Here is a 12,958-nt window from a genome sequence, read left to right as displayed (position 1 = left end):
AAAGGGTGCGTGTCAGATTATCGGCACGTACCCAAGCTTTCTATAGGGAGTGATGGATAATGACAACAAGAACGGAAGCCGCATACCCAGGAAGAAGACCGGCAGCTGCTGCCCGTACGGAGAGCGGTAAGCTTTGGAAGAAGCTATGGACGGACCGTTACTTATATTTGCTGGCATTGCCTGGCATGGCTTTTATTCTGCTTTTTGACTACGTACCGATGTACGGAATTGTTCTTGCCTTTCAGGATTACAACCCATTTGCTGGTATTTTGCATAGCGATTGGGTCGGCCTCGCCCACTTTGAACGGCTTTTTAAACATCCGGATTTTTGGTTGGTACTGCGCAATACGATGGTAATCAGTTTGTTGAATTTAGTGTTATTTTTCCCGACTCCGATTGTATTGGCGCTGCTGCTTAATGAGATACGGTTAAAATGGTTCCAGCGGTCGATTCAAACGATTATTTATTTACCCCATTTCGTGTCGTGGGTTGTCATTTGCTCATTAACGATAACCTTGATGAACTCGGAAGGGCTGGTTACACAGATTGTCCGTGCATTGGGCTTCCCGAATGTGCAGCTGCTGCTCGATAAACAGCTGTTCTGGGGTATGATTACGCTGCAAAGCATTTGGAAGGAAGCAGGATGGGGGACCATTATTTTCCTGGCGGCGCTGGCGGGTATTAATCCTGAGCTGTATGAGGCGGCACGAGTGGATGGAGCAAACCGTTGGCATCAAATGAAATCGATTACGATTCCCGCATTGATGAGCACAGTGGTTGTGCTGCTTCTATTGCGGATTGGACATATTATGAGCCTTTCGTTCGACCAGCTGTATATGATGGGTAACCCTATGGTTAGTGATGTGGCGGAGGTATTTGATACCTATGTGTTTAAGGCCGGTGTGCTTCAAGGCAACTTCAGCTTTGCGGCAGCGGTAGGGCTGTTTAAATCGGCAGTTGGGCTTGTTCTAATACTTGGCTCCAATTATTTGGCTAAAAAGACTAGTGATAATTCCTTATTCTAGCCATGTAGTACACCAAACCTCGAGGGAGGAGATAATCGATGAAAAGGCAAAAAAGTACAGGATTCGAAATAATTAACTATTCGCTCCTAGGTTTACTGGCGTTAATGATGATATTCCCGTTCTGGAATGTATTGGTAATGTCGTTCTCCGCGTCGCATTTGGTATATGAAGGACAGCTGTTGTTTTGGCCTAAGCAGTGGTCGACGGCAGCATACAGCGTGGTGTTCCAAAATCGTCAGTTCATTCAAACATTGCAAAATACGGTGTTTATTACCGTTGTAGGCACGGCGATAAGTATGGTGCTGACAACGACTCTGGCCTATCCGCTTTCCAAACGGTCGGTTAAGGGTGCAAGTGTAATGCTGTTTATCGCTTTTTTCACGATGCTGTTTAATGGAGGAATTATCCCTTCCTATTTACTGGTAAAGCAGCTAGGTATGCTCAATTCACTCTGGTCCTTAATTATTCCAAGTGCGCTGAGCGTGTTTAACCTGATGATTATGGTCAGCTTTTTCCGGTCACTTCCGTCCGAGCTGGAGGAGTCGGCTAAGATGGACGGCTGTAACGATATCGGAGTATTGCTGCGTATCATTGTTCCTATTTCACTACCGGTTATCGCTACGTTGACGCTGTTTTATGCGGTCTCGAAGTGGAATATATTTTTCCAAGCGGTTATGTACAACAGCGATGTTAGTAAAATGACGATGCAGGTGCTATTGCGGCAAATTTTGGTGCAGATGACCAGCGATGCCGTTGATGCGGCGATGTCAGGGGATACGCCAAAAATAGGCGTGACGGTCAAAATGGCGATGATCATTATCGCGACAGTGCCGATTTTATTGATCTATCCGTTCCTGCAAAAGTATTTTGCTAAAGGTGCGATGATCGGTTCGGTGAAGGGGTAGGCGAGAAGTGAGCAGTGAGAAGTGAGAAGTGAGAAACGAGAAGTGAGAAGTGAGAAGCATAGATAAACAAAACATTAAGAGGAGGTTGCGATGAGGATGGATAGAGAAAAGCTGCTGAGCAAGGCGCAGCAGGTATATGAGTACATGGTAACCGCACCGGAGAGCGATTGGCAGCGCAACATGTACAATTGGGACTGGAAGCCGGGCGTAGGATTAATCGCCGCAGTGAAATATGGCGAAGCGATCGGCGGCTCAGAGGCGGTTCGCGATTATTTGTGGCGCTGGATGCGCGACAATCGCCATAAGGCGGCAGCGCAGCGCGTTATTAACTCGACAGCACCGTTTGCCGCGCTGACGGAAATGCTGCGCAGCGAGCCGTTCGCTGCGGCGGAGTGGATGCCGCTCGTGCGTGAGCACGGCGAGTGGCTGATGCACGAAGCGCCGCGTACGAAGGAAGGCGGCTTCGAGCACACGGTGACGGAAGGCGTCGACTTCCCGGAGCAGCTGTGGGCCGACACGCTAGTTGTCGGCGCCTTGTTCCTGGCGCGGCTCGCGTCGCTGACCGGCGACAAGGCGATGGCGCAGGAAGCCGTGAAGCAGGTCGTCGTTCATCTGCAGATTCTGCAGGATGAGGCGACGGGCGTGCTGTTCCACGGCTTCGACGGGCTGCATCGCAGCCACATGTCGGCTGCGCGCTGGGGCCGCGCGAACGCATGGGTGGCCTTCGGCGTGCCGGAGATCATCGCCGAAGTGAAGCATTTGGCCGATATCCCGCCTGAGGTGGGCGAGCGGTATACGGCGCTGGTGCAAGGCTTGGTCCGGCTTCAGACAGCGAACGGTATGTGGCATACCGTTATGGACCGGCCGGACTTTTACTTGGAGACGTCGGCGACGGCGGGCATCGCCTACGGCTTTGCGGTAGCGCTGCGCAGCGGCTTGATCGCCGATGCAGGGTTGCAAGCTGAGCTTCGCGAAGCGGTGCGCAAGGCGGCCGACGCGGTCATGATCCACGTCGATGTATACGGCGCGGTGCATGGGGTGTCCGGCGGCACGCCGGTTATGCCTACGGTGGAGGCGTACAACGAAGTGAAGATTACGCCGACTCCGTATGGGCAAGCATTGGCGCTGCTGCTGATCAGCGAGCTGCTTCAGCAGCAATAGCTGATTAAGTGGAGTGATGTGATTTGACAGACTCCATGCTCAGCTCTGCAATCAACGTAAGAGGCACATACGCATTGGAATAAATCCTGAAAGCTAAGAGGATCGACCGCTGATTTCAGGTTCAAACATTTGAAACTCGTTGAACAGGAAAAGCTGCATATGATTTGCCCAATTTCTGAATTGAGATTGATCTAACTGGATTTTCTGGCGATAATTGGGTGATTATTCCAACGGAAATGAGTATTAGTCAAACTAGAGGTAGGTTTTCCAGTTCTAGTTGTCATAGAACTTGATCGGCTTTCGTTTCGCACTAAAGGCACAAAATTATTTTGGTGAAGTGCCTTTATTAATACTTACAATCAGGGGGAGCAGTTGGTTACTTCCCCTTGATTTGTTGTACCCAAAAACATGAATACAGGAGGGAAAACAAGATGAAACAAGGACAAAATGTGGGAAAGCACAAATCTTGGGGAGCGGCGATGCTCGCACTAGCTGTGTCGGTGTCGGCTTTTACGAGTGTCTCTGTATCTGTGCCAACGGCTGCTGCTGCTGCTGCGATTACGCCAGATGCGAATCTTTTTTTGGATAGGGTAGACCGGGTGTATCCAGATATAAGCGTGGCGGAGAAACAGTTGCAATTTTTCAAAAACAATCTGCTTGCTAATCAACAGCCTGACGGCAGAACAGATAACTTTCCGCAGAAGGTGACTGTAAGCAACGGAAACCTGTTAACGGGTAACATCGTTTCGAATATGGGCTTTGAGGCGGGTACTTCTTATGCAGGTGCACCGGATAACTGGAGCTATACAGGAGCTGCGCAATTGACTTGGGTAAATGATGTGCAAGCTGCTTATGAAGCTGCAAGAATGATAAAAATGGAAGCGTTGTCAGAGAGCGGTGGTGTTCTTACACAAACCATTACGAACCCGCTCAACGTGCTGGTTGATCATGTGAATCCAGCGACTGTAACCTTAAAGCCTAACAGTTTAATGCTGTTTAGCGCGTATGTAAAAAAGGAGCAGGTAACCGGTTCAGGCCAAGGGGTGTACGCGAAGGTTTCCTTCAAGAATGCCAATGGTGCAGTACTTGAAGTCCCTTATGTATTTAATGAAGGCGGCGGTGGCAAAGGCACACAGGATTGGACGGAAATCCGCGGTCTGGTGACAGTACCTTCGGTGCAGCCCGACAGTATTGTTGTGGAAGCAGGTCTGGATGGCGCGTCGGGAACGGTCTACTGGGACGGCATTCGACTGATGCGGTTGGATACATCGATTTCCACAGCAGCCGGATCAGCTGGAGTTCAGGTCGGAAATAAAGGAGCGGCAGCAATTCCAAATGCAAATTTCGATGCGACGCCTGCCTGGAAAGAAAATAAACCAAACGGAACTGCGGTGACCATAGATCAAAAGAGCTCTAACGGTTTGAGCGGTAAGGGAGCACAGATCGTTTCCACTTCAACAGATACAGTTGCTTCGGTCAGCATGCTGGCCAATGCTTCGTCGAACGGAACACGGCAATTTGGAGGCGATTATCGGGTGTTTTCCGTCAAGTACCGAACATTGCCTGGATTTATAGCAGCAGATGGGCGCGGAGTGGCAGCAAAAATCAGTTATAACGATAAAAATGGTCTGCTAGTGGGCAGCAAAATATTTTATGGTAGTCCGACAGATGGGAGCTGGAAGGAGCTAAGCGGTATCTTTGATGCGGAATACCCGGCTTACACGATGACTTTCGAGCTGATGCTGGATCAGGCTGTGGGAACCGTAATTTTTGACAATGCGTCGTTTATCGGTATGGATCAACAAAACAGCAGCACGGAAGCGGGCTTTGGAGCCGCAGGCCTATTTGCTTATATGTGGAAGCTGTCGGGTAAACAGGATGAGCTGCTAGCTAAGCAGGCGAGAAAAGCTCTTGATTTCTACTTGCATAATCGTGTTCAAACGATCGATAATCCGGCTAATTCGGATAAGCTTTTGGATGGTGCTAAGAATAGCGGTGCAGCCTATGTGCCTTATTATGTCAGTGGAAGCACTACAGGTGCTGACTATCCGACAACCGCATTTGGTCTTCATAATTTGGCGAGCACTTTGAAGTATGGTCAAGAACTCTTCACACCAGAGCAGCTGGATGAGGGTAAGGAGACGGCTTATTCTATGTGGACATGGCTGACTCGGGTAACCAAATTTAGCACGCAGAAATCTCAGAACCAGGCGCTTGTAGCGCTGCTGGGAGGTATTGAGCTGGCGGTACTGTATGATGATCAGGCACTGAAAAATGAAATTTACGATTATTATACAAAAGGAATTCCTGGAACGAATCTGCCGAAGGAAGGAGGATTTCGGAAAGAGGCAAGGCAGGAGGTCGACGGCAAACAAATTTTTTATGAGGTGAACGGATTTGACGTTAGCTACGCAGGCGTATCGCTGAGCGATCTAGCTGAAATTATCAATGAGATCCCAGATGATAATGCTGCATTTAGAGATTTCAAAAGCATCATTCATGCGGATGGCATGGAAATGGCCGAATATTTCAACTCACGCCTTTCTGCCGATGGCTGGATTTTTGCGGGCTCACGGCACAATGAAGGCGGTGGCTCCAGCTTTAATATGGGTAATTTTTCAGGCTTGTCTTATTGGGCTCAAGAGTTGAATTCGGATTTGGGACGCTTTTTGATTAAAGGACCTAGCTCCTTAATTCCATCCTATGGAGAAACGGCCAATTTGGGCCATATTGCGGTACATGGTCCTGTTGCGCTGCACCATATGCTGCAGAAATATGCATGGGTACCTATCGAGCAGCAGAAGCTGGAGGAATATACATTTCGTAAAGGTAAAGTGTCGGCGTATTTCAAAAATGATAACCGACAGCCCCTGACAATCTCGGTATCCGGAACTGATTTTACAGAAAATCTGATAGATTCTGGAACTGTAACCTCAGAAGGACCCAAAATTGATCGAGTTATGGGCATGTATTTTAAAGACGCTAACGACAAGTGGATATACGATGATGTGAAGGCTTCTACTTCGAATATGGCGACGACTAACTATTATGTTCGGAAAGATACAGGTGTCACTACGGCTAATTCGAATATTACGAAGCAGTATTACATTACGAATGGAAAATCGCTTTATAACGTGTTAGCCGTTCAATTCAGCTCCGATCAAAGCTATAAATCATTGAATCAGCTGATCGGTCTGCCGTACATGTCGGTTCCCGATTATCCCTATGTGCCTGGAAGCATAGATCCTAACATGGTACGGATAAATGGTATTTATGCAGCAGATGGCTCTCCGTTGCTAGATTTAACACAGGATTCGGGAGAAGCTTCCGCTAGTGAAATTCGTGCAGGCACGGCAAAAATAAGCGGTTGGCCCGGCTTGAAGGCGGTTAATGCCCCAGCAGGCGGCACGGCTAAACCGACATGGCTATCAAGTGCTGATATTAATCAGCTGAACGCGGGATTCACCACAACGAATGGCAAGGTTATGGATGATCTTTACACGAAAGCGCTGTGGGATCCGACAAATGTTAGAGTCTCTGATAATAATGGGGTTACTGTTCAATTTGCTAACTCGGATAAGCTTATGGTCAAGCTGACCGATTCGGCGGCTCCTGCTGCCTATAGGGCTGGAGAATGGGTTTATTTTGTGGCCAAATATGCTCCTGATAGCGAGACGGGCAGCTTTTCCGTAACTCCTGTGCAGACTTATTCTACGCGCAGCGATGTTTTGCAGGCTATTACGGTTGAAGATGAGGGGATGAAATTAGTACTTAGCGGCGGCAATGATACATTTATCGATAAGCAAGCTGGGATGATTCGGGTCAATGGTGATCAGGCTGCGGTCTCTGAGCTGACTAATCTGTGGAAGGAGCAGGGGCGAACGGTAGCTAGCGATAGAGTGAACTTCCCATACTTGTACGATTTGAACGGAGATGGAATCATTTCGATTGTGGACCTGTCTCTGCTCGGCTTGTATATCAATAAACAATAAGGAAGGAGGCTTGCTTCAATGAGACATTTGACAATAAAATACCCAATGGCTGCTGCTGCGCTGCTAATGACCGCGTTCATGCTGTTAGTGATATCTGGTGCACCTTCGGTGGCGTTTGGAGCTGCACCTGCTTCTGTATACGTGGATGAGCGTTTCGATAATTATCCTACAGCTGCTTTGAGTGGATCGAACTGGGGCACTACAGTGGCCTCAGGCTCGGTGATGGTTGAGGAGGATGCGGGCGATGTTAGTAATAAAAATGTAAAAATTACAAAAATCAATACGAACGGTACAGTAAATGCAGATCGGAAAAATATTAGCTTGAGCGGCCAACTTGTTGTCGATTACCGTGTTAAGAGTGATGAAATTGAGGGAATTAAGTCGGCTCCCTATATTAATAACTCTAATAGCACTAATCAAACAGGCATCAATATATCGCTCGAAGGTAACAGCATAAAGGCTTACAATGGTGGGACCAATACCAAGCTGCAGACTTTCACAGCAGGTACCTGGTATCAAATTCATATTGTGCTGGACACGGCTTCAAGGAAGTATGATGTATATGTTGACGGCAAGTTGGTGGGGGCGCAGTTTTCTTTTCGGTCCGAGACCACCAGTCCACTGACCTATATTCGCTTTGCCATTGGCTCCAATCAGGTTGGAACGGTCTCCTTCGATGACCTGAGAGTAACAGAAGTACCTGCTTCCATTCAGCTGGAAGCCCCCTATGGATTTGTAATCGGCCACACACACACATCCAAGGTGACGTCCAACTATCCGGATGGAACGATTGGTGATGTTACGAAGGCAGCTTGGTATGATTCCTCAAATACGGCGATAGCGCAAGTGGATGCCAAAGGAGTTGTAACAGCCAAAGGCATCGGATCTGCGGTCATCACTGCCCACTATGCCGGTAAAACGGCATCAACAACTATTGATGTTGCTAGTGATGTTGTGCTTAACGGCCTGCAGCTGGATGCAGCAGCTTACAGTATTCAGCAGGGGGCGGAGCGCGCGACTGTAGTGACAGCTGTTTATTCCAATGGTTTAAGAAATGTCACAGCTGCGGCTAAATATTCGTCGAATAACTCATCTGTTGCTTCGGTTAATGGAGCAGGGCTTGTTACCGGCAATAGTCCGGGGACTACTGTAATTACAGCCATCTATGGCAGTAAATCAGCTGCGGCTACAGTGACGGTATATCCTGTGCTCACGGATCTGCAATTGGATACAGGAGCATACAGCTTACAAGCTGGTGAGTCACATAAAACGGTTGTTTCAGCCATTTATTCAGATCAAAGCGTAAGGGATGTGTCTTTATCCTCAACTTATATGAGCACCAATTCATCTGTTGCCTGGGTGGATCGAGCAGGTACGGTAACCGGATTATCCGCAGGAACCACCGTTATCACAGCAACCTACGCCGGTAAATCAGTATCCTCTAATGTGGCTGTGAGTTCGGTTAAACTGGATTCAGAAGGATACGTGCTGCAGCTGGGCACAAGCCGTCAAACAACGGTTCTTCTTCAGACCTCCAACGGGTCCGAGCTGAATGTTTCCGGATTAGCCAGCTTCAGCTCCTCCAATCCAGCAGTTGCGGAGGTAGATGGAGCAGGTAAAGTAACGGGTAAGCAGGACGGTTCGACGGTAATAACAGCCGTATATGGACAGAGCCGTGCTGTAGCTAATGTAACTGTGAGCCAACTCGGCTATAGTTCTCAAGTGACTCTTCCAGCCACAGGTAAAAGCAGTCTTCAGGTTCATTTATGGGCCGTGGGGGCCGATCCTCTGTATGGAATTCAATCCAGCTTTGATTTTGATCCTGCTGTGCTCAAGTTGGAAGAAGTGGTAACTGAGCTTTTTGCAGGAAGCAGGGAAGAAATTGGCGCAAACAGTTTCGTTAGAAAAGTTGATGGTAAGCTTACAGGGTTTGAAAATGTAACTATTCAAGGAGGCCACATTGCGTATGTCGCCACCCGTATGGGTACGGATGCCGCTAGTGGTGCGAAGCCTTATGCTACGCTGAACTTCAAAGTTCTGAATGCAAGCGGAGATACACAGCTGCGAATTAGCGGTACAGCAGCATCAGCTTTGGCTGGCAATAGCATAGTTAAAGCCCCTTTAACAGGTGTTACGGCAACCTTTGACTCAGACCTGCCGCCTGCAGGAACAGACACCACCCCGCCAAGCGCACCTGTCGTAAGCGTAAGCGGCAAGACTCAAACCAGCGTTAGCTTGAGCTGGACAGCGGCAACGGATAACGTGGGTGTAGTGGGCTATAAGCTTTATATGAATAATGATCCAACAGCAGCAGCGACAGTAACAGGACTGACCTATACGCTCACAGGCCTTCAGCCGAGAACATCCTATAACTTTACTGTAAAAGCGGCCGATGCAGCAGAAAACTTATCGGAAGGAGCAGCGATTAGCGTACTTACTTCAGTGTATACTACGAATCCTTCCAAGGGTGGTGGCGGGAACGTTCCACTAGAAGCTGTTTCTGGAGATAAGCAAAGCCTGAAAATCGGCGATCTTCAGCCGGATACTAACGGTAAGCTTGTTCTAGTGCTGGGAACTGGCAAGAAGCAGCTTCTGTTGCCTGCTGAGGCTGTTATTGCTTTGAAGTCGCCAAACGGTAAGCTTGAAGTTCAATCAGAGAAAGGGACTGTGAGCATTCCGCTTCAGGTCTTAAAGTCATTAACAGCACTGCTTGGAAGTGAAGCGGTGGCTAAGGATGCACAAATTTCATTGAAAATAAGCGCTGTGGATAGACAGGAAGCTGAGAGCTTAGCTGGCTCTGCATCGAAAACTAAGGATGCTCTAGTAAAATCAGCGAGCCAAGTGCTTCAGTTTGAGTTGTCTATTATTACTAAAGACGGCGTGGAGAAGAAATTAGCTTTTTTCAACGAGCCCATCGAGATTAAGATTCCTTTTGATGGTAGCTCAGGTCTTAATGAACAACTGCTTGGTGTCTATTACCTTAACGAGCAAACTAAGGAATGGGAATATGTAGGTGGGCTTATTGATACCGTGAACAAACAAATTACAGTGAAGCTCAACCATTTCAGTGTATATACGGTGCTGGAATACAATAAAACCTATAAAGATCTACCTTCTGGACATTGGGCTTTTGATGCGGTAAATATCCTTTCGGCCAAACACATTGTCAACGGCATTGATGCTGAGCATTTCGCACCTACAGCCTTGACAACCCGTGCTGAATTTGCAGCTCTGTTGGTCCGTTCCCTCGGACTATCGGCTCCCAAAGCTATAGCCTTACCATTCAACGATGTATCGTCTCAAGCCTGGTATGCGGAAGCTATAGCTGCTGCTTATGAGGCGAAGCTGATTGGAGGCCGCACAGCTGCAACGTTCTATCCCGACGATAAGCTAAGCCGAGAAGAAATGGCGGTCATGCTTGTAAGAGCCTATGAAGTGGCTGCTAAGGGAACGAAGCTGCAAGCTACTTCCAGCAGCAGCTTCACCGACGAAAGCAAAGTATCAAGCTGGGCTGTAGGCTCCGTCAATGCGGCTAAGAATGCTGGCTTGATGAACGGTATGGAAAGTGGTGAATTTCAACCGACACAATGGACGAACAGAGCAGAAACGGCTCAAGCTATAGCGAATCTGCTTCGCCTGTTACCTTAACTTTAATCAGTACCTGTTGTAGATTTATCTATAGAAACAACGAAACCGCCAACAAATTTTGCTGGCGGTTTCGTTATATAGTTTTAATTAAGCTGCTCCCATTAATGTCCAACAACTGGTAGGCTTTATTAATCATGTCCTGATCCTGACCGTAGAGATGGATGGATTTATCGCTTATACCACTAGCTGTTGTGACATGATTCATCTGTTGAACCATAAACTCTGAATTGCATAAAAGAACAACTTTATTACTGTAATTAGTTAAACCTTGTTGAAATATTACGGCTCTTTCTGCTACTTCTAGAGAGTAAACAGCCGGCTCCCCGTCTGCAGTTTTCATTTCACGATGGTCTACAAATACGTTCAATTCACCTTTCCCAAAAGCTGAGCAAATCCCCAGCAAGGTAGCTGCCATATAGTCCACATTTTCTCCGGTAAGCAGTCCGTACACTTGAAAGGACAAAATCCTTTTTTCGGAATCAATCTCATATTTGAAACGCTCTAAAAAAGGCAAAGCAAAGTCCTTCTTCTGATAAGCGGGGCTTGTTGAAAAACGCTCGCCTGAGAATAAATATTCTATCGATACATTCAAAGCTTCAGCAATACGCTGGATATTGACCAGACTGACATTTCGTTGCCCTTGTTCTACTCCGCTTATGTAGGTACGATCCAATTCAGAGCGATGGGCCAGCAGCTCCTGTGACATGCCGCTTCGCGATCTCAGCTCTTTAACGCGCGTACCAAATTCTGACCGTATGTCCCACACTTGTGCATCTCCTCCAAACATATACATTTTAATCTATTTATTGTCAGAGTGGTAGGTATAAAGTTGCGGAATATGTCGTTTTTACGCGAATGTGACGTAAAGTCGACAGACATTTGGTCAGCTTTCACCTATTATGAATTTCAAAGGTAACGACCTGCAGCAGACTAATGACTTAGTTTTTTGTTCATAGGTTAAGGGGGATTCCGTTGAAGAAGGCAGTAATCATACTTTTAAGCAGTATACTAGCAACCGCTTCTGGCTGTTCGGCAGCCGTTCCTAAACAAGCTGAGACCAGTAGTGTACAGGCAGACAAAACGGTGATTTTCAAGGATCAGGGTTTAGATGCTCAAATAAGAGAAGCAATTAAACGTCCAACAGGAGAAATACATAAGAAGGACTTGAAAACACTCACAGAATTAATTGCATCCAAAAGAAATATTACAGATCTGTCGGGGGTAGAAGATCTAACTAATTTGAAAAAAATCAATTTAAACGATAATCCAATAAAAGACATAAAACCATTAGCAGATTTAGCTAATCTAGAGGAGCTTTATTTGACCCGATTTGCATTAATGGATGCTAAGAACAGGAATGAATTTAGTGATCTGACACCGCTTGCTAAGTTAAATCATCTTACAGTTCTAGAGATCAATAGCAGCCTCAAGGATTTAACTCCCCTAAAGGATTTAACGAATTTGAAGAAGCTTTCATTATTTTGGAACGAAATAAGCGATATTTCTGCTCTGCAAGGGCTAACTCAGTTAACGGAGCTTAATTTATCGGGCAATAAAATAAACGACATTGACGCATTGGCAGGCTTAACTAATTTAACCTCGCTTGATTTATATGATAATGACATAAGCGATATCCGTGCGTTGAAAGGCTTAACCCAGCTAAAAACACTCAGGCTATCCAGCAATAAAATTGCCGATATCAGTGCTTTGCAGAGCTTAAAGAATTTAACCAAGCTTGAGCTAACGAATAACAAGATTCGCTCAACGGACATTGAAGCGCTTAGTAAGGCTTTGCCAAACTGTACCATTTCTTCATCCAGCCAACATCCAGCACCAGCACTAGCACCAGCACCAGCATCAGCATCAGCATCAAAATCTCCAACCGCTCCGCCATCACCAGATAAACAGGAGATTTCATCCAAGTCCGCACCCAATAAGTGGGAGGCTGTGTTCAACCCTGTCATGGTGAGTCTGAATGCCAAATACTTTAACAATAACGTGGATGAAATTTACGGTGAGATCAAGAATTATACGAAAAAAGATTGGAACTATGTGGAGATTACCCTTAACCTCTATGATGAAAATAATAAGCAGGTGGGCAAGGCCTACTCCAAGATCGCTGGGAAGATTAGTCCCAATAAGGTTGTTAAATTTACGTCGGAGGGCGGAGGGTTAAGCTACCTGAAAGCCAAAAAATATGAATTAGCTTCCGTGTCGCCGATGTAAA

At 46.8% G+C, this 12,958-nt stretch carries 7 protein-coding genes; 6 read left to right on the top strand and 1 reads right to left on the bottom strand.

What is annotated here, in order from left to right; translation table 11 throughout:
* Positions 1-59 precede the first annotated feature (59 nt).
* The 5 genes from GC093_RS00165 (at position 60) to GC093_RS00145 (ending at position 10,731) form a co-directional block, all read left to right on the top strand.
* The gene (locus tag GC093_RS00165) at positions 60-1,025 is read left to right on the top strand and encodes an ABC transporter permease (protein ID WP_171649821.1); all 966 of its coding nucleotides are present in this window, start codon (positions 60-62) and stop codon (positions 1,023-1,025) included.
* 38 nt (positions 1,026-1,063) lie between these two features.
* Positions 1,064-1,930 carry a carbohydrate ABC transporter permease gene (locus tag GC093_RS00160; protein WP_171649820.1) on the top strand — a complete coding sequence of 289 codons (867 nt, stop codon included), beginning with the start codon at positions 1,064-1,066 and terminating at the stop codon, positions 1,928-1,930.
* 96 nt (positions 1,931-2,026) lie between these two features.
* The gene (locus GC093_RS00155; RefSeq protein WP_171649819.1) at positions 2,027-3,091 is read left to right on the top strand and encodes a glycoside hydrolase family 88 protein; all 1,065 of its coding nucleotides are present in this window, start codon (positions 2,027-2,029) and stop codon (positions 3,089-3,091) included.
* Between the two features lie 431 nt (positions 3,092-3,522).
* Positions 3,523-7,083 (top strand): hypothetical protein, encoded by a 3,561-nt coding sequence (locus GC093_RS00150; RefSeq protein WP_171649818.1) that lies wholly within the window; start codon positions 3,523-3,525, stop codon positions 7,081-7,083.
* Positions 7,084-7,101: 18 nt separating this feature from the next.
* Positions 7,102-10,731, top strand: coding sequence for an S-layer homology domain-containing protein (locus tag GC093_RS00145; protein WP_171649817.1), 3,630 nt, complete (start codon positions 7,102-7,104; stop codon positions 10,729-10,731).
* A 73-nt stretch (positions 10,732-10,804) separates the two neighbouring features.
* Here the strand turns inward: GC093_RS00145 and GC093_RS00140 are convergent, their stop codons facing one another.
* Positions 10,805-11,497, bottom strand: coding sequence for a helix-turn-helix domain-containing protein (locus GC093_RS00140; protein WP_312886445.1), 693 nt, complete (start codon positions 11,495-11,497; stop codon positions 10,805-10,807).
* 206 nt (positions 11,498-11,703) lie between these two features.
* Here GC093_RS00140 and GC093_RS00135 point away from each other — a divergent pair, with 206 nt between their 5' ends.
* Positions 11,704-12,957, top strand: coding sequence for a leucine-rich repeat protein (locus GC093_RS00135; RefSeq protein WP_171649816.1), 1,254 nt, complete (start codon positions 11,704-11,706; stop codon positions 12,955-12,957).
* Position 12,958: the final 1 nt, after the last annotated feature.

The organism is Paenibacillus foliorum (assembly GCF_013141765.1).
Lineage (GTDB): Bacteria > Bacillota > Bacilli > Paenibacillales > NBRC-103111 > Paenibacillus_S > Paenibacillus_S foliorum.
Note: the sequence above shows the minus strand (reverse complement) of the source record. Positions and strands in the feature narration are given on the sequence as shown.

Excerpts from the sequence above, each read along its gene's own strand:
- GC093_RS00165 (WP_171649821.1), top strand. The coding sequence starts at position 60 with ATGACAACAAGAACGGAAGCCGCATACCCAGGAAGAAGACCGGCAGCT.
- GC093_RS00160 (WP_171649820.1), top strand. The coding sequence starts at position 1,064 with ATGAAAAGGCAAAAAAGTACAGGATTCGAAATAATTAACTATTCGCTC.
- GC093_RS00155 (WP_171649819.1), top strand. The coding sequence starts at position 2,027 with ATGGATAGAGAAAAGCTGCTGAGCAAGGCGCAGCAGGTATATGAGTAC.
- GC093_RS00150 (WP_171649818.1), top strand. The coding sequence starts at position 3,523 with ATGAAACAAGGACAAAATGTGGGAAAGCACAAATCTTGGGGAGCGGCG.
- GC093_RS00145 (WP_171649817.1), top strand. The coding sequence starts at position 7,102 with ATGAGACATTTGACAATAAAATACCCAATGGCTGCTGCTGCGCTGCTA.